The 20,549-nt window shown below is 57.3% G+C and carries 22 protein-coding genes and 1 tRNA gene; 11 read left to right on the top strand and 12 right to left on the bottom strand.

What is annotated here, in order from left to right:
- Window positions 1-87 precede the first annotated feature (87 nt).
- The 9 genes from F3G95_RS12590 (at window position 88) to F3G95_RS12550 (ending at window position 8,984) form a co-directional block, all read left to right on the top strand.
- Window positions 88-789, top strand: a complete 702-nt coding sequence (locus F3G95_RS12590; protein WP_149795230.1) for a response regulator transcription factor — start codon at window positions 88-90, stop codon at window positions 787-789.
- 1 nt (window position 790) lies between these two features.
- Window positions 791-2,212 carry a HAMP domain-containing sensor histidine kinase gene (locus F3G95_RS12585; RefSeq protein ID WP_149795229.1) on the top strand — a complete coding sequence of 474 codons (1,422 nt, stop codon included), beginning with the start codon at window positions 791-793 and terminating at the stop codon, window positions 2,210-2,212.
- 61 nt (window positions 2,213-2,273) lie between these two features.
- Window positions 2,274-3,224 (top strand): DUF1385 domain-containing protein, encoded by a 951-nt coding sequence (locus tag F3G95_RS12580; protein ID WP_149795228.1) that lies wholly within the window; start codon window positions 2,274-2,276, stop codon window positions 3,222-3,224.
- Entirely contained in the window at window positions 3,218-4,153 is a 936-nt protein-coding gene (locus tag F3G95_RS12575; RefSeq protein WP_149795227.1) for a HemK/PrmC family methyltransferase, read from the top strand. Before F3G95_RS12580 ends, F3G95_RS12575 begins: the two co-directional genes overlap by 7 nt.
- Before the next feature lie 130 nt (window positions 4,154-4,283).
- The gene (gene recA / locus F3G95_RS12570) at window positions 4,284-5,471 is read left to right on the top strand and encodes a recombinase RecA (RefSeq protein ID WP_149795226.1); all 1,188 of its coding nucleotides are present in this window, start codon (window positions 4,284-4,286) and stop codon (window positions 5,469-5,471) included.
- Entirely contained in the window at window positions 5,472-5,984 is a 513-nt protein-coding gene (locus F3G95_RS12565; RefSeq protein WP_149795225.1) for a RecX family transcriptional regulator, read from the top strand.
- A gap of 307 nt (window positions 5,985-6,291) precedes the next feature.
- On the top strand, window positions 6,292-7,617 hold the full coding sequence (gene rimO / locus F3G95_RS12560) for a 30S ribosomal protein S12 methylthiotransferase RimO (RefSeq protein ID WP_149795224.1): 1,326 nt from the start codon (window positions 6,292-6,294) through the stop codon (window positions 7,615-7,617).
- 21 nt (window positions 7,618-7,638) lie between these two features.
- Window positions 7,639-8,220 (top strand): CDP-diacylglycerol--glycerol-3-phosphate 3-phosphatidyltransferase, encoded by a 582-nt coding sequence (gene pgsA / locus F3G95_RS12555; protein WP_015564657.1) that lies wholly within the window; start codon window positions 7,639-7,641, stop codon window positions 8,218-8,220.
- A gap of 89 nt (window positions 8,221-8,309) precedes the next feature.
- Window positions 8,310-8,984: a hypothetical protein gene (locus F3G95_RS12550; protein WP_149795223.1), complete on the top strand. Its 675-nt coding sequence runs from the start codon at window positions 8,310-8,312 to the stop codon at window positions 8,982-8,984.
- A gap of 45 nt (window positions 8,985-9,029) precedes the next feature.
- On the opposite strand, the gene asnA is transcribed toward F3G95_RS12550, so the two are convergent.
- Window positions 9,030-10,043 (bottom strand): aspartate--ammonia ligase, encoded by a 1,014-nt coding sequence (gene asnA / locus F3G95_RS12545; protein WP_149795222.1) that lies wholly within the window; start codon window positions 10,041-10,043, stop codon window positions 9,030-9,032.
- Between the two features lie 226 nt (window positions 10,044-10,269).
- Window positions 10,270-10,734, bottom strand: coding sequence for a GNAT family N-acetyltransferase (locus tag F3G95_RS12540; RefSeq protein ID WP_149795221.1), 465 nt, complete (start codon window positions 10,732-10,734; stop codon window positions 10,270-10,272).
- 487 nt (window positions 10,735-11,221) lie between these two features.
- Between F3G95_RS12540 and cysS the strand changes: the two genes are divergently transcribed.
- Window positions 11,222-12,619: a cysteine--tRNA ligase gene (cysS, locus tag F3G95_RS12535; protein WP_149795220.1), complete on the top strand. Its 1,398-nt coding sequence runs from the start codon at window positions 11,222-11,224 to the stop codon at window positions 12,617-12,619.
- 262 nt (window positions 12,620-12,881) lie between these two features.
- The gene (locus F3G95_RS12530) at window positions 12,882-13,190 is read left to right on the top strand and encodes a diguanylate cyclase (protein ID WP_149795239.1); all 309 of its coding nucleotides are present in this window, start codon (window positions 12,882-12,884) and stop codon (window positions 13,188-13,190) included.
- Here the strand turns inward: F3G95_RS12530 and F3G95_RS12525 are convergent.
- From F3G95_RS12525 to F3G95_RS12480, 10 genes are all read right to left on the bottom strand, one after another.
- Window positions 13,180-13,887, bottom strand: a complete 708-nt coding sequence (locus F3G95_RS12525) for an LrgB family protein (protein WP_149795219.1) — start codon at window positions 13,885-13,887, stop codon at window positions 13,180-13,182. The two genes, F3G95_RS12530 and F3G95_RS12525, sit on opposite strands and share 11 nt — an antisense overlap.
- Window positions 13,880-14,206: a CidA/LrgA family protein gene (locus tag F3G95_RS12520; RefSeq protein WP_242981466.1), complete on the bottom strand. Its 327-nt coding sequence runs from the start codon at window positions 14,204-14,206 to the stop codon at window positions 13,880-13,882. Before F3G95_RS12520 ends, F3G95_RS12525 begins: the two co-directional genes overlap by 8 nt.
- A gap of 342 nt (window positions 14,207-14,548) precedes the next feature.
- Window positions 14,549-14,845, bottom strand: coding sequence for a type II toxin-antitoxin system RelE/ParE family toxin (locus F3G95_RS12515; protein ID WP_149795218.1), 297 nt, complete (start codon window positions 14,843-14,845; stop codon window positions 14,549-14,551).
- The gene (locus tag F3G95_RS12510) at window positions 14,835-15,116 is read right to left on the bottom strand and encodes a type II toxin-antitoxin system prevent-host-death family antitoxin (RefSeq protein WP_005935267.1); all 282 of its coding nucleotides are present in this window, start codon (window positions 15,114-15,116) and stop codon (window positions 14,835-14,837) included. Before F3G95_RS12510 ends, F3G95_RS12515 begins: the two co-directional genes overlap by 11 nt.
- Window positions 15,117-15,341: 225 nt before the next feature.
- The gene (locus tag F3G95_RS12505; RefSeq protein ID WP_149795217.1) at window positions 15,342-15,878 is read right to left on the bottom strand and encodes a histidine phosphatase family protein; all 537 of its coding nucleotides are present in this window, start codon (window positions 15,876-15,878) and stop codon (window positions 15,342-15,344) included.
- Window positions 15,879-16,267: 389 nt separating this feature from the next.
- Window positions 16,268-17,755 carry a recombinase family protein gene (locus F3G95_RS12500; protein WP_149795216.1) on the bottom strand — a complete coding sequence of 496 codons (1,488 nt, stop codon included), beginning with the start codon at window positions 17,753-17,755 and terminating at the stop codon, window positions 16,268-16,270.
- A 263-nt stretch (window positions 17,756-18,018) separates the two neighbouring features.
- Entirely contained in the window at window positions 18,019-18,636 is a 618-nt protein-coding gene (locus F3G95_RS12495) for a Type 1 glutamine amidotransferase-like domain-containing protein (protein ID WP_149795215.1), read from the bottom strand.
- A gap of 560 nt (window positions 18,637-19,196) precedes the next feature.
- Window positions 19,197-19,442 (bottom strand): hypothetical protein, encoded by a 246-nt coding sequence (locus tag F3G95_RS12490; protein ID WP_149795214.1) that lies wholly within the window; start codon window positions 19,440-19,442, stop codon window positions 19,197-19,199.
- Window positions 19,443-19,603: 161 nt separating this feature from the next.
- On the bottom strand, window positions 19,604-20,131 hold the full coding sequence (locus F3G95_RS12485) for a GNAT family N-acetyltransferase (protein WP_128118605.1): 528 nt from the start codon (window positions 20,129-20,131) through the stop codon (window positions 19,604-19,606).
- A gap of 259 nt (window positions 20,132-20,390) precedes the next feature.
- Window positions 20,391-20,466 (bottom strand) — tRNA-Val (locus tag F3G95_RS12480).
- Window positions 20,467-20,549 lie beyond the last annotated feature (83 nt).

The raw sequence follows: 20,549 nt of genomic DNA, 5'->3' as shown, positions 1-20,549 counted from the left end.
GTCTGAGCGGACTGAATAAAAATGATTTTTCGTAACATGCCGGGCCTTGCGCATAAGGCAAACCGGATAGAAACGGAGGAACGATAAATGGTCAAGGTTCTGGTAGTGGAAGATGAGGCCAGCATTCGTGAGATGATAGCGCTGAACCTGCGTCTGGCCGGGATGGAGGCTGTGGAGGCGGACAGCGCCGAAGCGGCCCTGCCTCTTCTGGAGCAGCGGCCGGGCTGTGACGCGGCCATCCTGGACGTGATGCTGCCGGGCATGAATGGCTTCTCGCTCTGCGAGACCATCCGCCGCACCGACCAGAAGATCGGCATCATCATCCTGAGTGCCAAGGGGCAGGAGCAGGATAAGATCCGCGGCCTGTCTATCGGTGCCGACGACTATATGACCAAGCCCTTCAGCGTCAGTGAGCTGCTGGCCCGTGTGGAGGCGCTCTGCCGCCGCGTGGGCCGTTCGGCCGGCGCCGAGGCAGGGGAGCAGGCACCGGCCTCACTGGTGAGCGGCAGCTTCGTGCTGGACGAGAACCGCCGCGTCCTGCTCAAGGCGGGCAAGCCCATCGAGCTGACTCAGGTGGAGTTCCAGATCATGGAGCTGTTCTTCCGCAACCCCGGTGTGGCGCTGGTGCGCGAGCGCATCCTCAAAGGTGTCTGGGGTGAAAACTACTTCGGCGACGTCAAGATCGTGGATGTGAACATCCGCCGTCTGCGGATGAAGGTGGAGGATGAGCCCAGCCATCCGGCACATATCCTCACCGTGTGGGGATATGGTTATCGGTGGGAGGAGTAACATGCGAAGCGGTATCACCCGGCGATGGCTGCGGGGCAGTCTGCTCATTACGGTACTGCTGGTGCTGCTGGTGGAGGTCATGTTCCTCTACAGCGCCACCCGCAGCTACTACAACGGCGTCCAGCAGACCATGTACCGCCGCTTTTCGTCCATCACCGGCCAGCTCAAAATGTACACCGGCGAAACGAGCCAGAAGACCGCCGCCAGCCGCAGCGTGGCCCTGCGCCGGATGGTGGAGCAGTTCTCCGATAAGGACAAATATGAGTTCATGCTGCTGGACAGCTACGGCGGCGTTATCGCCTCGTCCAGCGGCACCGACGCCGAGGGCATCGTCACCCACACCGACTTTGAGCAGGCGCAGGACGCCGTGGACGGGCAGGGCATCGCCATCTACCGCACCCAAAGCGGAGAGATGGTCATGGCGGCCTGCTGTCTCGTACCCTATGCAGCCGAAGATGTGGCCGCCATGCGTCTCGTCACCAGTCTGACGCTGGTGGAAGAACAGCTCAAACGCACCGTGGTGGTGGCCCTCGTCATGGGTGCGGCGGTGCTGGCCTTTACCATCATGTCGGGCCTGTACTTCGTGCGGAGCATCGTGGTGCCGCTGGGACAGGTGGAGCGCACCGCCGCCGGCATCGCCCGGGGTGAGCTGGACGTCCGTCTGCCCGTCACCGGCGACGAGCGGGATGAGGTGGACCGCCTGCGCGGCACCATCAACCGGATGGCCGAGGGCCTCGAAGAGACGGAAAAGATGAAAAATGAGTTCATCAGCTCCGTCTCCCACGAGCTGCGCACCCCGCTCACCTCCATCCGGGGCTGGGTGGAGACGCTGCGCACACTGGACGACCCCTCCGACGAGAACTACCGCAAGGGCCTCGAGATCATCAACAACGAGACGGCCCGCCTCTACAACATGGTGGAGGAGCTGCTGGATTTCAGCCGCCTGCAGAATGGCCGTCTCAAGATGACCTGCCGCCCCCTCGACCTTGTGGCCGAGCTGACCGATGCGGTGCTTTTCTGCGAGGCCCGCATCCAGCGGGAGGGGCTTGTGCTGGTGTACAATGAGCCGGAGGAGATGATCCCGGTCTACGCCGACCCCGACCGTCTGCGGCAGGTGTTCATCAACATCCTGGACAACGCCATCAAGTATTCCGCCCCCGGCGGGCGCATCACAGTCAAGCTCTGGGCAGGCGAGTACAAAGCCTTTATCGAATTGATCGACCAGGGCCGCGGCATCCCGCCCGAAGACCTCGAGAACGTCAAGACCAAGTTCTACAAGGGCAGCAACTCGGTGCGCGGCAGCGGCATCGGTCTGGCGCTGGTGGACTCCATCATGACCGCCCTCGACGGCACGATGGACATCAAGAGCACTCTGGGCCGGGGTACGGTGGTGACACTGGGGCTGCCGCTCTACAAAAAATAAGATTTTGTCACATTTATGTGGTAAGATAGAAGCCAAAAAACGGACAGGAGAAATCCATTTTATGAATCACGAACCCAAGAAGGAATGCTTCAAGACCAGTGTGGGCGGTCAGGCCCTGATGGAAGGCATTATGATGCGCGGCCCGGAGCACATCTGCTGCGCTGTGCGCAAGCCCGACGGCACCATCGAAACGAAGATAGACGACACCCCGAAACACGGCATCTGGGCCAAGATCCCTCTCGTGCGGGGAGCCATCTCGATGATAGAGAGCCTCATCACCGGCTACCACTACATGATGTACTCTGCCCAGGTGAGCATGGGCGACGAGTACGACGCCGAAGAGGAAGAGTCTGCCTTTGAAAAATGGGTGGGCGACCATCTGGGCAAGAAGGCCGAGGACATCCTGATGGCCGGTGCGGCCCTCGTGGGCGGCCTGTTCGCCATCCTGCTGTTCACCGTTCTGCCGACGGTGCTGGTGGGCGGCCTCGGCAAGGTGGTCACCCTGACCCGCTGGCCGAGAGTCATCCTCGAGGCGGTGCTGAAAGTGGCCATCTTCCTCAGTTACATGGTGGCCATCTCCAAAATGAAGGAGATCCACCGCGTTTTCGAGTATCACGGCGCAGAGCACAAGACCATCGCCTGCTACGAGGCCGGCGACGAGCTGACCGTGGAGAATGTCCGCAAGTACACCCGTTTCCACCCCCGCTGCGGTACCAGCTTCCTCATTCTGGTGGTCATCGTCAGCGTTTTCCTTTACAGCGTGCTGCCCTGGAGCAGCACCAGCCTCCGCGTCCTGTTCAAGCTGCTGCTCCTGCCGGTGGTCATGGGCATCAGCTACGAGCTGCTCAAGTGGTGCGGCCGCTCGGACAACATCGCCACCCGCATCATCCGCCAGCCCGGCCTCTGGGTGCAGCGGCTGACGGTCTTTGAGCCCGACGACAGCATGATCGAGGTGGCCATCGCCGCCGTGACGCCGGTGCTGCCCGAAGACCCGGAGGACGGCAGATGGTGAGCGAAGGGATGCTGCCCCGGGCAGCGGTCAAAGAGGTGGAAGCGCGGCTGACGGCGGCGGGCTGTCCGGACGCAGATTTCGACGCCCGGGAGCTGTTCCGGCTGGCGACAGGCCGGGACGTCCGCCTTTCTGACCGTCCATTGGACGCCGCCGAAGCGGCAAAGCTCGAAGAACTGACCCTTCGCCGTGCGGCCCGGGAGCCGCTGCAATACCTCTGCGGCAGCTGGCCTTTCCTCGACTTTGAACTGGCCGTGGGGCCGGGCGTGCTCTGTCCCCGTGCTGATACCGAGGTGGTGGCTGAGACGGCTGCCGAGATGCTGGCGGGCGTGGAAGCGCCCCGGGTGCTGGACCTCTGCGCCGGTACCGGCTGTCTGGGCCTTGGCGTCAAGCGGCTCTGCCCGGCGGCGCAGGTCGTCTGCGTGGAAAAGAGCCCGGAAGCCTATGTCTATCTCGAGAAAAATACCCGTCTGGCCCTGAAAGGCCGGGGCGGCAGCACCGAAAACGTGCTGGATGCCTCGCCTTTTGAAGAGCCGGCCTTCGACTGGGGCATGAAGCCTACCCGCGCCGCAGAGCCGGTGGAGGGTGACCTCTTCACCTACTGGGAGAGCTTGCCCGAGGGTCAGCTCGACCTCATCGTCTCGAATCCGCCCTACCTGACAGCGCAGGAGATGAGTGAATTGCAGCCCGAAGTGGCCAAAGAGCCGGCCATGGCGCTGGAAGCCGGGGAAGACGGTCTCGTATTTTATAAGGCCATCGCGGAACACTACCAGAAAGCTCTGCGCCCCGGCGGTGCGCTGGCGCTGGAGATCGGCTGGCAGCAGCGGGAGGCCGTGACCGCCCTGCTGGAAGCAAACGGCTGGGCAGACATTGCCTGCCGGAAGGACTTCGGCGGCAATGACCGCTGTGTGACGGCCCGGAGACCCCAATAAGCGTGAGAAAAAGTGAAAATATCTACAACTATCTGTTGTAATATTTGAAATCTGTGATATACTATAGAGGAAAGAATCTGTATCGTACCGCCTGCACCCCGCAGGCCATGTGATAAAGGAGCAGCACGCTATGGCAAAGAATCAGAACAACAACGTCGCCCCCGCCACCCAGAAGACGGAGCCGGGCGCAAAGAAGGATGCGCTGGCAACTGCGCTGGCCCAAATCGAAAAGCAGTTCGGCAAGGGCGCCATCATGAAGCTGGGCGATAACACCGCCATGCAGGTGGACGCCATCTCTACCGGCAGCCTCGGTCTCGACCTGGCGCTGGGCGTGGGCGGTGTGCCGCGCGGCCGTATCATCGAGGTGTTCGGACCGGAATCCAGCGGTAAGACCACGCTGGCCCTCCACATCCTCGCCGAGGCCCAGAAAAAGGGCGGCGAGGTGGCCTTCATCGATGTCGAGCACGCCCTCGACCCGGCCTATGCCTCCGCACTGGGCGTGAACATCGACGAGCTGCTGGTCAGCCAGCCGGATACCGGCGAGCAGGCCATGGAGATCTGCGAGGCGCTGGTGCGCTCCGGTGCCATCGACGCCATCGTCGTGGACTCCGTCGCTGCTATGGTGCCTCGTGCCGAGATCGAGGGCGAGATGGGTGACAGCCACGTCGGCCTGCAGGCCCGTCTGATGAGTCAGGCTATGCGCAAGCTGACCAGCGTCATCGGCAAGACCAACACGGTCTGTGTCTTCATCAACCAGTTGCGCGAGAAGGTGGGCATCGTCTACGGCAACCCCGAAGTTACCACCGGCGGCCGCGCCCTGAAGTATTATTCTTCTGTCCGCATCGACATCCGCCGCGTCGAGGGCCTGAAGGACTCTTCCGGCCAGTTCATCGGCAACCACACCCGCGCCAAGATCGTTAAGAACAAGGTGGCTCCTCCGTTCCGTGAGGCTGAATTTGACATCATGTTCGGTGAGGGCATCTCCAAGATGAGCGAGCTCATCGACGTGGGTGTCAAGCTGGGCATCGTCCAGAAGAGCGGCGCATGGTTCAACTACGGCGACATTCGTCTGGGTCAGGGCCGTGACAACGCCAAGCAGTTCCTCAAGGACAACCCCGAGATCGCCAACGACATCGAGGGCCAGATCCGCGCCAACGCGGACAAGCTCTACGCCACCCGCCGCCCGGCGGGCAAAGCTGCTGCCGCTGCGGCAGAGAAGGAAGAGGGCGGCGAGACCGCTTCTGCCTCCAGGGAGCCTGTCGTCAAGGCCCCGGCCCGCAGCAGCGAGAGCGAGCTGGACATCATGGTGGAGGACTAAATGTCCTTTTCGAGAAGAGGCCGTCCGCTGGCTGAAGAAGAAAAGTCCACCGACGCCGCCAAGGCCCGCGCCCGGGCCATGGAGCTTCTGGCCGGGCAGGAGCTTTCCTCCGGGCAGCTCTATGAGCGCTTGGGGCGGAAGTTTACCCAGCCCACCGCCGCCGCTGTGGTGGCGGAGATGGTGGAGCGGCAGTATGTGGACGACGAGCGCTACGCCCGGACCCGGGCGCATGGCCTGCTGGCCGCCCGCAAGAGCCGCCGCGCGGCCGCGCAAAGTCTGCGGCAGAAGGGGCTGGACGCCCAGCAGATCTCTGCTGCGCTGGAAGAGGCCTACGCCCCGGACGAAGCGGGCGGAGACCCGGAGCTGGAAGCCGCCGCCGCCCTCGTGGAAGGGCGGTACCGCGGCAAGCTGGCCGCAGGGCGGAAAGACCTTGTGGTTGCTGCGCTGGCCCGGCGGGGGTTTGCATATCCGATTATTAAAGAAGCGATTCGGCGAATGGAAGAGGACGGTTAGTTCTCTTTTGGCGCGGGGGGAGAGCGCGGTTACGCGGGGCTTAGTTCTCTTTTGACATCAAAAGAGAACAATTAGCCTTAATGCAAGAGCGCGCTGCCCCGCGCGGAGCGCAAGCCGCTTGACCAAAAGAAAAAACTGCCCCACGCCGCAGGCGTGCCCGCGCGGAGCGCAAGCCACTTGACCGTAGGAAAAAACATCCCCCGCGCTACCGGCGCGCAAGCCATCTTAAAGAAAAAACCAACCCTGCCGCAACACCACATCAAATCGTTATAACAGACCCTCAAGAGAGAAAGAGAGTATCATCCGAATGAAAATTGCGTGTATTTCCCTTGGCTGCCCGAAGAATCAGGTCGATTTGGACGTGATGGTCCACATCCTGCTGTCGGCGGGCCACGAGACGGTGGCTGACCTCGCAGAAGCGGACGTCATCCTCGTCAACACCTGCGGCTTCATCGAGAGCGCCAAGACCGAGGCCATCGAGAACATCCTTGAGGCCTGCTCCTACAAGCAGGCGAATCCCAACCTGAAGGTGGTCGTCACCGGCTGTCTGGCCGAGCGCTACCGCAGCCAGATTGAGGAAGAGATCCCCGAGGTGGACGCCGTGGTCGGCTGTGCCTCCAACAAGGCCATCGACTCCATCGTGGCCCGTCTGTTCAACGGTGAAGAACATCTGGAAAGCTACGGCCTCAAGAAGGACTTTCCTCTGGGCGGCAAGCGCGTCATCGGTACGCCTGCCCACTATGCGTACTTAAAAATCGCCGAGGGCTGCAACAACCGCTGCCACTACTGCGCGATCCCCGGCATCCGCGGCCCGCTGCGCAGCCGCGAGATGGCCGACTGTGTGGCCGAGGCCCGCTGGCTGGCCGGTGAGGGCGTCAAGGAGCTCATCATCGTGGCCCAGGACCCTACCGCCTACGGTGAGGACTGGGGCAAGCCGGGCAGCATCTGCGAGCTGCTGGACAAGCTGAACAAGATCCCGGGCCTCGAGTGGATCCGCATCATGTACGCTTACCCGGAGCGCATCACCGACGACTTCATCGCCGCCATGAAGCGGAACGAGAAGGTCCTGCCTTATCTCGACCTGCCCATCCAGCACTGCAACGACACGATCCTCAAGAACATGAACCGCCGCTCCAACCGCGCCGAGTTGCTGGACGTCATCGGCAAGCTGCGCCGTGAGATCCCGAACATCACCCTCCGCACGACCCTCATCGCGGGCTTCCCGGGTGAGACGGAAGAGCAGTTCGAGGACCTGTGCAACTTCGTGAAGGAAGTGCAGTTCGACCGTCTGGGCTGCTTTGCCTACTCCGCCGAGGAGAACACCGTTGCCGCCAAGATGGACGGCCAGATCGATCAGGAAGTCAAGGACAAGCGCGCTGAGCTGGTGATGCAGATCCAGACCGGCATCATGGCCCAGAAGCAGGCCGCAAAAGTGGGCCAGACTGTCCGCGTCCTCTGCGACGGTGTGGACGACGAGAGCGGCCTCTACCTCTGCCGCACCGCTGCCGACGCCCCCGAGGTGGACGGCAACGTCTGCGTGTCCAGCGAAGAGCCGCTCTACCCCGGCGAGTTCTATGATGTGCTGGTGGACGACAGCGACCTTTACGATTTGTATGGTACTGTTGCAAAATAACAGATTGGAGGATAATTTTGTATGAATCTGCCCAATAAACTCACTCTGACCCGCATTCTGCTGGTGCCGGTGTTCATGATCTTCGTCTCGCTCGGCCAGTATATCACGCCGAGCTACAACCCGCGGTACTACCTCATCGCCGGCCTCATCTTCGCCGTGGCCAGCTTCACCGACTTCCTCGACGGCCATCTGGCCCGCAAGTGGAACATGGTCACCGACTTCGGCAAGTTCGCCGACCCGCTGGCCGACAAGCTGCTGACGACGGTAGCCTTCATCTACATGATGCGGGACGGCGTGTGCAGCCCTGTGGTGCTCTGCATCATTCTGGCCCGCGAGTTCGCCGTCTCCGGCCTCCGCATGGTGGCCGCCGGTGCAAAGGACGGCAAGGTCATCGCCGCCAACATGTGGGGCAAGGTGAAGACCGTGCTCCAGATGCTGACCATTATCTTCTACTACTTCACGGTCTCCCTGACCGGCAATGTGCTGGGCCAGCAGTGTGCAGACATCGCCTCCGTGCTGTGCTGGGTCGTGGCCGCTGTCACCGCCATCTCCGGCATCAAGTACCTGTGGGATAACCGCAGCTTCATCAATACGGCAAAATAAGCGCCCGTCCGGGTGTAAAAAAGAAACGAGCGGAAAAAACCGCTCGTTTCTTTGATATTCCAACAAAAAATTACAGATAGGAGAGTGAAATGGTGCTGAAAAACATCCTGACTGTCCTGCGGAAGCTGGCCTCGGCGGCAATGAACTTCCTAATCGTGTACTTCGAGACCATCGCCGTCCCCATGAGCTGGGCCATGGGCGGGACCATCATGTTTACGATGTACACCGAGCTGTCCAACATCTTCAACGGCGCGGTCTGCCTGCTGGTGGGTCTGTGGCAGCTGGGCTGCATCTTCACCGGGCGGGAGCTGCCCCTCTGGCTCAAGCGGCTCAAGTTCATCTCCACCAGCTGCCTCGCCATGACCTTTTTAACGGTGGTCATCATCCTCGCCCCCATGTACGAGGACGGCAACGGCTGGTACATCATGCTTTTCACGGGCTCGATGCTCTACCACCATTTCCTCAACCCGGTGCTGGCGATTCTGTCGCTGGTGCTCTTCGAGCGTCTGCCCCGCCTGCCGCTGGGGCAGGTCTGGTGGGCGCTGGTGCCGACGATCCTATACGGTCTGTATGATTTGCACGGCAATATTACAGGAACCATCGACGGCCCATACCCTTTTATGCGGGTATACGACCAGACCATTCAGGAGACGCTGATGTGGTTTGCCATCATCCTCGTCACGAACCTGCTGTACGCCTTCCTCCTCTGGTGGCTGGGCGGCAACGGGAGAAAAAGCAAGGTGGGTCTGGAATTCAGGACATAAGAAAAAGGACTGCTGCGGATGCATCAGTCCTTTTTGTATACAGTCTTACAGCAGCGGGATGCCTGCCTTCTCGCAGGCTTCGCGGGTGGCGTTGTCCCAGACGCTTGCCTGCACCTCACCGATGTGGGCGCTGCCCAGCAGCAGCATGCACAGACGGCTCTGGCCGATGCCGCCGCCGATGGTGTAGGGCAGTTCGCCGTTCAGCACAGCTTTGTGGAAGGGCAGCTTGCGGCGGTCGTCGCAGCCTGCGGCGGTGAGCTGACGGTCCATGCTCTCGGGGCTGACGCGGATGCCCATGCTGCTCAGCTCGTAGCTGCACTGCAGCGGCTCGTTCCAGAACAGCAGGTCGCCGTTCAGATCCCAGTCGTCGTAGTCGGGGGCGCGGCCATCGTGGGGCTTGCCGCTCTTGAGGGGAGCGCCGATCTTCATCAGGAAGGTGGTGCCATTCTCCTTGACGATGGCATTCTCCCGCTCCTTCGGGGTCAGGTCGGGGTACTTATCCTCCAGCTCCTGGGTGGTGATGAAGGTGACGTTGGGGGTGTGGAGCGGCAGATCCTGCAGCTGGGGGAACATGGCGTGGAGGTTCATCTCGGTGGCGCAGACCGCCGACACGATGGAGCGAACGACGTTCTTCAGATACGTCTCGTTCCGGTCTTCCTCACGGATGACCTTCTCCCAGTCCCACTGGTCCACATAGATGGAGTGGAGGTTGTCCATATCCTCGTCGCGGCGGATCGCGTTCATGTCGCAGTAGAGGCCCTTGCCCACGCGGAAGCCGTAGTCCTTCAGGGCCTTGCGCTTCCACTTGGCCAGCGACTGAACGACCTGCACCTCGATGCCGCTGTCCTTGGTGTCGAAGGTGACCTTCCGTTCGACGCCGTTCAAATCGTCGTTCAGGCCGGTAGAAGCCTCGACGAAGAGCGGTGCCGACACGCGGTAGAGGTTCAGTGTGGCGCACAGGGTGTCAGCGAACAGCCGCTTCACGGTGCCGATGGCGCGCTGGGTGTCGTACAGGTTCAGCGCGGGCGTGTAGTTTGCCGGAATGATGATCTTGCTCATAGCAGATTACCCCTCTCTTGCTGCCCCGCACTGCCGAATCGCCGCGCCGAGGGCAGCTTCCCTTAATCGCAAGTTTCACAGATATGCCTATAGGTAACAGCATATTTGCGATATGCAGTTTGCGGATGCTGCCAGACCATTGAAAACGCAAACTGCTATATTAAAATAAATTATGGCACAAGTTGAGGGCGATGTAAAGGGGGAAAGCGCTGATTTGGCGATGGAGTCAAGGCTTTTGGCGCAGAATAAACCTCGGCCCTTCCGCGCCCATCGTCCCGGTCGGCACGAACCCCACCCGGTGCAGCACCGCCTGCGAGGCAGCATGATCGGGGGCGGTCTCGGCCTCGACGGCGGTGACGCCGGGCTGTTTGAAGGCCCAGCGGCAGGCGGCGCGGACAGCCTCGGTGGCGTAGCCCTGATGTTCATATTCCGGCAGAAGGCCGTAGCCAATTTCCGGCTGGCCGTTTTCGGGCAGACCCTTGAAGCAGAGGTCGCCTACCCAGTCGCCGGAATCGTTCTGGTAAAGCCCCCATGCGGTGTACCAGACCCACTGCTCGGGGTGGGCGAGGGAAAGATTCAGCATATCGGTGTAGGGCTGGATGAGCTCCGGGTCGGTGGTGCGGGCCAGAAGGGCGCGCATCCCGTCGGGCTGCAGGGGGATGAGAAAAAGACGTTCGGTGATAAGCTGCATGATAAAACCTCCGGGCTGCAGTTTTGCCCAGTGTAGCACAAGCCGGGCAGGGGAGTCAAACGCTTGACTTACGCCCCGGCGGCTATTATAATAAGTTTGTAAAAGGATAAATGCGTTTATCCGGGCAGAGTAGCGCTGCATCGTCTGGGCAGAGAGAACGGGCCGTTGGCTGGAAGCCTGTTTGCAGACCGCCGCGTGAAGTGCGCCCGGACAGCACGCTGCGGGAAGCTGAGTATCGCAGCGCGGATGGCCGCCGTTATCGGCTTTGAGCGACAAACCGGAGTGGAACCGCGATTTTGAGAAAAGACCGCCTTCGATGCTGTGCTTTTGGCATGGCGTTGGAGGCGTTTGCTTTTTCAGGCAGGCTCGCAGGAGCTGGCCCTCTTTGCCAAGGGCTCCCCTCGATAGGGGAGCTGTCGAGCGAAAGCGAGACTGAGAGGTTTATGATCACGGCTTCGGTCTGTCTCACAAAAAGGAGTATTCAACTATGCAGATCTTCAACACCCTGACCCGCCAGAAGGAAGAGTTCGTGCCGCAGGTGCCGGGCGAGTACCGCATCTACGTCTGCGGTCCCACCGTCTACAACTATATCCACATCGGCAATGCCCGCCCGCTCATCGTCTTCGACACCCTGCGCCGTTACCTCGAGTACCGCGGCAACAAGGTCATCTATGTCTCCAACATCACCGACATCGATGACAAGCTCATCAAGAAGGGCCAGGAAGAGGGGACTTCCATGAAGGAAGTCGCCCAGCGCTTCGAGGCCGAGTACCTCAAGGATGCCGCCGGTCTGAACTGCAAAAAGCCCACCGTCCAGCCCCGCGCTACCGAGCACATCCAGCAGATCCTCGACATCGTGAAAGACCTCATCGAGAGCGGCCACGCCTATGTCGCAAAGAACGGCGACGTCTACTTCCGCGTCAAGAGCGACCCCGAGTACGGCAAGCTGAGCCACCTCAAGCTGGACGACCTCGAGAGCGGCAACCGCGAGCTGCGCAGCCAGATGGAGGACGACCTGAAGGAAGACCCCGCCGACTTCGCCGTCTGGAAGGCCGCAAAGCCCGGCGAGCCCGCATGGGAGAGCCCCTACGGCATGGGCCGTCCGGGCTGGCACATCGAGTGCAGCGCCATGAGCCGCACCCATCTGGGCAAGACCATCGACCTCCACTGCGGCGGTCAGGACCTCATCTTCCCCCACCACGAGAACGAGATCGCCCAGAGCGAGTGCGCCAACGGTTGCGAGTTCGCCCGCTACTGGATGCACAACGGCTTCATCAACGTGGACAATCAGAAGATGTCCAAGAGCCTGCACAACTTCTTCACCGTCCGCGACGTGGCCAACCTCTACGGCTACGAGCCCATCCGCTACTTTATGCTGACCGCCGGCTACCGGATGCCGCTGAACTACACCGTAGACCTCATCGAAAGCTGCAAGAACAGCCTCGAGCGCCTCTACACCTGCCGTGAGAACCTCGACTTTGCCCTGAGCAAGACTGAGTTCGGCACCGACGAGACGCTGAAGGAGAAGGCCGAGGAAGCAAAGAAGAAATTCTGCACCGCCATGGACGACGACCTGAACACCCCCGACGCCCTGGCTGCTGTCTTCGACCTCGTCAAGGACATCAACACCCTGTCCGCCGCTTCCAGTAAGGCTACTCTCGAAGCCGGCGCTGCCGCCTTCGACGAGATCACCGGCGTGCTGGGCCTGATGTACAACCGCAAGAAGGACGAAGTTCCCGCTGAGGTGACTGAACTGGTGGAGAAGCGTGCCGCCGCCAAGAAGGCCAAGGACTGGGCTGCTGCCGACGCCATCCGCGCACAGCTCACCGAGATGGGCTGGGCCGTGAAGGATACCGCTCAGGGTCCCCAGCTGAGCAAGCTGTAAGCTGAATATCCGATGCAGGGCAGACCTGCGCTTTGCCAAAAGCTGGAAGCTTTGGACGGCGCGGACCTGCCCTGCTTTTTTGTGGAAAAGGGGAAACGCAAAAATCGACAAAATCTGAAAAAAGCTGTTGTGATATTGCTGATTTTTCCAGAACGTGTTTACATCTCTGGCCGCGTTTGCGGCGGCTGCAGCTCTGGTGTTGTGCCTCGTGGTCTGCGGGGAGCTGTTCGAGAAGCCCGATACTCTCCGTCACGCGGCCCTGATGATGACCGACCTCGACAACCTCAAGAAGACCAGCAACGACACTTATGGCCACGACTGGGGTGACATTTATCTGCGGCAGACGGCCCACAGCTTACGGCAGGGTTCGCCCAGCGGCACTGTGGTGGCCCGCCCCTCCGGCGGCAGAGCCGGGGGCCATCGACGAAAAGGCCGCCGAGGTCATCGCCGAGGTGGAACGCCAGAAAGCCGAGCGGAAAGAAGCCAGGTCTTAAAAAGCAAAAAATATCGCCCTCTGTATTGGCATTGTGCCGGTACAGAGGGCGATTTTTTGTCTATCTTTACTGAATGAAGCCGACGAAGAAGGGGCAGAGCACGGCGGTGAGGACGCCGGCCACGGCGATGGACAGGCCGCTCATGGCACCTTCGACCTCACCCATCTGCAGAGCTTTGCTGGTGCCTACGGCATGGGCCGAGGTGCCGATGCCGACGCCCTTTGCGATGGGGTCGGTGATGTGGAAGATCTTGCAGACCACCTCGGCCAGCAGGTTGCCCGCGATGCCGGTGAGGATGACGATGGCACCCGTCAGGGCCGCGATGCCGCCCAGCTCAGCGGCGACGTCCATGCTGATGGCCGTGGTGACGGACTTCGGCAGGAGGGTGGCGTACTGCTCCCGGGTGAGGTCCAGCGCGAGGGCCAGAGCCAAAGCGCTGCCCAGGCTCACCAGCGTACCCACTGAGATGCCCGCGATGATGGCGGCGGCGTTCTCTTTCAGCAGGTCCCATTTTTCATAGAGCGGGATGGCGAGGCTGATGGTGGCCGGCAGCAGCAGATAGTTCACCGGGGCGGCACTGACCTTGTAGTCGGCGTAGGGGATGTTCAGCACACTCAGCAGGATGATGACGAAGATGCTGCCCAGCAGCAGCGGGTTGAAGATGGCCTTGCCGGTGGTTTTGTTGATGAGAGCACCCAGCGCGAAAGCGGCCAGCGTCAGCAGCACGCCCCACGCGGCGGACCCGGAGAGGAAGCCCTGTAAGAGATCAGTCATGTTCGGCCTCCTTCTTTGCAGCGCGGCGGCTGGTGAGGGCCTGGGTGGTGCGGCCTGCACTCACGAGGACCAGCACCGTCACCGGGATGATGGCGATGACGATGGGCAGCAGCATCTCGCCCATCTCAGCCCACAGCTCCATGACGCCCGCGGCGGCAGGCACAAACAGCAGCGGGAAGATGCCGGTGAGGAACAGGCCCACTTCCTTGACCTGCTCGAGCTTCACGATGCCGAAGCGGAGCGCGGCCAGAAGCAGCAGCAGGCCGTAGATGCTGGCCGGGAGGGGGAGCGGGAGCACTGCGTGGCAGATCTCGCCCAAAAAACAGAACGCCAGAATACGCGAAAATTGAAACAGATAGTTCGTAAGGATGCCTCCTTTGGCTCGGCTGAACAGGAAAATACAAAACAGGATACAAGTCAACAGTATAATCCAAAAATCCCTGCGGCGCAACGGCAATACTGGCCAAGATTTTGCCCCTTTGGTGCGGAAAATTGGAGGTTTGGATAGTGTGCCTGCCACAAACCCTGCGACGTGGCCGTGCTGTTCGAGTTCTGTACTGATATGCCGACTCACGTTGGCAGTAGAAACAAAAAAAGAGCCTCTAACTTTCGTTAGAGGCTTTTGGTGGAGCATTCTCCACAGCAGGCGAACCCGAAGGATTCATTCCAGATACTGCGGCAGATTCCATGAACCGCGCAGGATACGGTGGATCTCCACGATTCTGGCAGGGTCGTTGACCTGATAGAACACAAGATACTGGTCAACGACCATCCTACGATAAGCAGGGTCAAGAGGATAGATTTCACACATCTTTGGGTTATCGCTCAGTTTTGTGATTTTATCCCGCATCTCTTTCAACACCCGGCTGGCTGTTTTGGGATAAAAGCTCGAAAGATACCGGGCAATGTCGTTCAAATCCTGCACGGCAAGGGGCAGATATTTGATCTTATACGTCATACTGCTTGCCCAGCGTCTCCCATACGCTTTCGTGGTCTGCCCACTGCGTGTCGGGGTCAGCCGCCTGCTGTTTTGCCTTGGCAAGTGCCTCGGCAACATATCGCTGGTGCAAAAACTCTTCGTACTTGGCGTAGTCCTCAATGTTGATGAGAACGGATTCTCCACGGCCATGATTCGTGATGATCACATGGTCATGATCTTTGAGCATCTCCGAAATTTCGGCGTAATGGTTGCGCAGATCCCGGGAAGGGCGAACGAATGTCTGCATCATACGAGACACCTCCTATCGGGATAATTGTATCACAAAATGACTACGAGTGCAAGGCGGATGATTCTGACGGTGAGAGCAAGGCGGATGATTCTGACGGTGAGAGCAAGAATCATCCCGTGGCCACAAATTTTCAATTCCTGAAAATTCTTGCTCCCTTTGGAACAGCTTCTTGCTGGGGCGTGCGGTGCCCCAAACCCTGCTTCTGAGGTTGCGACAAACTGGAATTTATATATCCATCTGTACGATTTCTGCTTCCTTAATTTGAAAGCGTGTTTCTTTGTTCGTATACGGTATTCCGTTTTCCAAGCACAATATGATGTTCATTACTCCGCCATGAGATACTAGTAATACATTGCTTTTTCCAACTTGTTTTTTGAATTCATACCATGCGCTTTGAATACGATGAAAGAATTGCTCAGGACTCTCACCCTTTGGCCATGTTTCTGTCCAGCCAAGTGCATTCCAATACATTCCTGGATATTTTTCTGCGGCTTCTGTTTTAAGCATGCCAGCCAATAATCCGTTATTGGATTCACGAAATTGAGGTAAGTATGTGATTTCCAAAGAAAGCGAATTTGCCACAATTTCGGCAGTTTCCTTGGCTCTAACTAAATCACTTGAATAGATTTGCGTAATCCCTTTGTTGTATAAGTTTCCCTTTGCGCTATGAACTTGCTCCCTACCTTTTTCTGTTAGTCCATATGCGCTCCATCCGCCATAGCGTTCGGATGGGTCTGCGCCATGTCTCATTAAGTAAATCATTATCGCTCCCCTACAAATTTCGATTTGTCAAGTTGAGTATATCATACCACCAGCCGAAAGAACACCCCTATATGCCGGAACTTTCTCTTTTTCCTGCGTACGTGCGTACCGGCCATGTACGGACATACGCAGCGATTGCTCCCCAATGAGCCATAAAGCACAAAAGGCAGGATAGCATCGCCACGATGATACCCTGCCTTTTGCTATTGGACGATTGTTTGAACTAGCGCTGGCGGAGAAGATACTCTGGCAGGTAGTGCTTTCTTGGTAGACATTCCTACGCGTTGGGAACCGCGCACTAAACAACAGCCCACTGGGCTGTTGTTTGCCACGCCTGCGGCGTGGCCGTGCTGTTCTCGTCCTGTCCCGCCCACGCAAAAAATCCCGAGTCATTTGACTCGGGATTTTTGTGGTGGAGCATTGTCCACAGCACTCGAACCCAACACTTCCTCACGGGTGACCGTTTTGGCATCATCCGTGAAGTTGAAATTGAGTACGACCCGGTCATCAAAGACGTAGACCGAGTTGACAAAGGTATCAATGATCTGCCGCTGGTGTTCCGTGCTGCCCACGTCACCCTTGCGGAATTTTTCAAACCAGAACCGCATCCATTCGCGGGTCAGGACTGGCTTTTTCAGCTCTTCTTCCAGAATGCTGGTGTTCAGGGCTTCCTTCCGGGCTTCCAGTTCGTCCAACCGCTGCTTGGTGGTCGGGGTCAGGATGCCCTGTTCAATGGCTTCCAGAAGGTTTGCCAGCCGCTTCTCTGTGTCCCTGAGCTGGTCTTTCAGGACAGGCAGCCGGGTGTTCTCCTTCTGCTGGGCTTCCATGACCAAATCTATCAGCCGTTCGATGATTTCATCGCTGAAAATCACCTTAATGGCAGTGTCCACCACGAACCGTTCCAGCGGCTCCTTGCGGATGGCTTTCAGGTCGCAATGCGCCTTGCCGTGGCGTTTGGCGTTGCCGCACTTGTAGTAATAGTAGGTGTTTCCCATGTGGCTGGTGCCGCTTTCGCCACCCATCAGGGTGCCGCACTTGCCACAGAACAGCTTGGTGGTCAGCAGATAGCTCACATCCTCTTTTGCAGGCCGACCATGGGCGATCCTGTTCTGCTCAAAACGCTGCTGCACCCGGTCAAACAGGTCCTGGTCAACAATGGCCGGAATGCCGCCCGGCGTCACAATGTCCTTGTAGCGGTATTCGCCGATGTAGCGGCGGTTGCGGAAAATCTGGAAGAAGCTGTTCTTCACGAACGGCTTCCCGGTGCGGGTACGCAGGCCGCGCTCATTCAGGGATGCGGCAATCTTCTCAGCCGGTTCGCCGTCGGCGTACCGGGTGAAGATCTCCTGCACGATGGGAGCCGTTTCCGGGTCGATATGGTACAGCCTGTCCTCCTTGCCGATGGTGAAGCCCAACGGCACCACACCGCCGTTGTACTTGCACTGGAGGGCATTTTCGCGCTCACCGCGCGCCACTTTCAGGGCAAGCTCGGCGGAATAGTATTCCGCCATGCCGATCAGCATACTCTCCACCATAATGCCTTCAGGCCCTTGCGAGATGGGTTCCATGGCAGACACCAGATGGACACCGTTCTTTTCCAGCTGGTACTTGTAGTTCACGGCATCGTAGCGGTTCCGGGCAAAGCGGTCCAGCTTCCAGACCAGAACCACATCGAAGATTTTCTTTCCGCTGTCCTTGATCATCCGCTGAAAGTCTGGGCGGTCATCCGTTTTGGCAGAGTAGGCACGGTCAATGTAGGTGCCGACCACGGTGATGCCGTTCTTCTCGGCGTAGGCCTTGCAGTCGCGCAACTGTCCCTCAATGGACGCTTCTCGCTGGCTGTCGGATGAATAGCGGGCGTAGATCACGGCGGTCATGGTTGCACCTCCTTGGCGTGTATTCGACTTGCCTTTATAGTATCGGGTCAAGCGCAGCTTGTCAACAATCTGCGAGCAGAGTGAAATGCGAAAATTGCGAAACGCAGCGAAAAAGGTGAGAGCAAGAATCGTCCCGTGGCCACAAATTTTCAATTCTTGAAAATTCTTGCCCCTTTGGGACAGCTTCTTGTTGGGGCGTGCCTGCCCCAAACCCTGCTGGAACGAGTACGGCAAACTGGAATTTGACTAATCCTACATGTGCATCATATTACACTCATGTAATTATCCTCTACATAAACAGCTTTTCCATCAGCAAGCTTAATCTCATCTTTGCCGTTCGGTAATACTGTTGTTTCAGAACCATTCCAATGGGGGATAATAGGATTGTCAATAATATGTAATCCATCTGTTAAATTTCCCGCCGCATACATACTTCCTGCACTGATTCCGACATATATAAGTCCGTTTTTAATTGCATTATTAAGTATTCTATCAAAACCAGTTCTAGACATTTCACGACAAAGCACAGATACATCACCACCACTGACAAAAACAGCATCAAATTGGTTTAATTCTTCAAAAGTTAATAGCCTTGTAAGCATAAACGGGGTTGTAACATACGAAGAATAGGTTCTTTGATAGTCTTTTGAAAGAATTAATTCCAGATTGTACACTAATATATTTTCGTACTGAATTCCCATTAGAAAGAGTTCATGAAAACATATTGCAAGCGACTCTCTTGCACCATCTGTATCAATGCCAGCTGTTGGAATATAAAGCACTTTCACATCCTTCGGACACTTTCCAATAATATCAAAGAATTTCTCTTTCATCTTATCGGTCAACCCTGCAGATGTAAGAAATAGATGTTTTCCATTCATATTCTTTTACCTCGTCAAACTCCGATTTACTGGGCTAAGCCGAGTATACCACACTCCACCATGAAAGAACACCCCGATATAGTGAAATTTTGCCATTTTTCTGCGTACGTGCGTACACGCTCCGCAGGGATTCTAAGGGGCTTGACCCCTTGGCACACAGACTTTGGCACAAAGTCTAGTGTGTTACACCTTGCCAGAGGTGTACACGCTCTCCCGGTACGCACGTACACAGCGATTGCCCCAATGCGTCATATAGGGTGATGACCAAGTTCGCACAAAGCGAACTTGATTCCACAAAGCAAAAGGCAGGATATCACCGTCACAGTGATACCCTGCCTTTGCTCGTTTACCGCTCTGCATACTCTCGCCGCAGAACTTGTCGGGGCAAAGCCCCTCCATCTGCTAACGCAGACCGTTCTGTTGCTCAAACACCCCACTGGGGTGTTTGTTGCTGTCGCAAACGCAAACCTCCGATAAACAAAAAACGTACCCGAACCCTTTTTCATAAAGAATCGGGTTCGAGTACGAACTGTATGGTGGACAGTACAGGACTCGAACCTTTATGCAGGCATCTCGTTGCTGCGTTCGGTGCGCTTCAAGCCAAGAAATGGCGGAACATCTGCGCGTTTCAACCCCTGCTCATGAGCTTTTTTGAGTTGATACTCATGCAGGGCAACTGCTTCCACAAAGAACTTATCTTTTTCCGAAGCGTGTGGATAGTCCACATGGAAACGCTTACAAACAACGTTAAGATGGTCGAGAAGCTCAATGGTATCGGTTGACATTTGCTTGACTTCAATATCCATAGTAAAACACCTTTCCCCCAAATGCCAAAATGCAAAGGGCAAGAACCGTCCCGTGGCCACAAATTTTCAATTGCTGAAAATTCTTGCTCCCTTTGGAACAGCTTCTTGCTGGGGCGTGCGGTGTCCCAAACCCTGCTTCTGAGGTTGCGATAAACCAGGAGTTATCGAACCGCACTTGTGATTTCTTCTAATGTGTCCTGGCGAAGCCACTTTCCAAATACTTGAGAATTCTTTGACGGCAGATAACCCAAATTCGTATATCCCAGCTTCTTCAAAAGGCTCATACTTGGAATGTTCTCTCTTTCAGTAAAACAGATAAAATCCCACTGAGGATAGTGCTTGTGTAAATACTCAATTAAAGAGGACAAGGCTTCATAGGCGTAACCGCTTCGGTGAACTTTATAAGAAAATGTGTACCCTAAAGAAATTGTGCCCTCGTTAGGCATAACGACGATTTCGCCAATCATGACATCCGTTTCTCTTAATGCAACACTGATCATAGTCGGCGATGCGATATTCAGGGCATTGTCTTTATTACGCTCGATCAAAGCAACAATATCCTTATAATCTTTCGTCTGGCCTCGTTGATATTTCGAGCATCGCTCGTTGTTTCGATAATCAACCATCTGAATCGCATCTTTAGGACTTACATTTCTTAGTCTGAGCCGATTTGTTTCTAAAAAGGTCATCTTCTCATCCTTTCACATTCCGGCTTATGGGCCGAGCAGCCCTTTCTCAAAACCTCCTGTAAACAAAAAACGTACCCGAACCCTTTCTCGTAAAGAATCGGGTTCGCACAACCTTGGTAGACATTCCTGAAGATTGGGAACCACGCACTAAACAACAGCCCACTGGGCTGTTGTTTGCCACGCCTACGGCGTGGCCGTGCTGTTCTCGTCCTGTCCCACCCATGCAAAAAATCCCGAGTCATTTGACTCGGGATTTTTGTGGTGGACGGTACAGGACTCGAACCTGTGACCTCCTGCACGTCAAGCAGATGCTCTACCAGCTGAGCTAACCGTCCATATTCTGTTGCGTCGTGACGACTCTGATATAATACCATGACTCGCCCGAAAAAGCAATACTTTTTTTCGAAAAAATTCCGGT

Origin of the sequence: Faecalibacterium sp. Marseille-P9312, assembly GCF_902497445.1 — a bacterium.
GTDB classification, from domain to species: Bacteria; Bacillota; Clostridia; order Oscillospirales; family Ruminococcaceae; genus Faecalibacterium; species Faecalibacterium longum.
The sequence above is the reverse complement of the archived record's forward strand: the minus strand, read 5'-3'. Positions and strand labels throughout refer to the sequence as shown.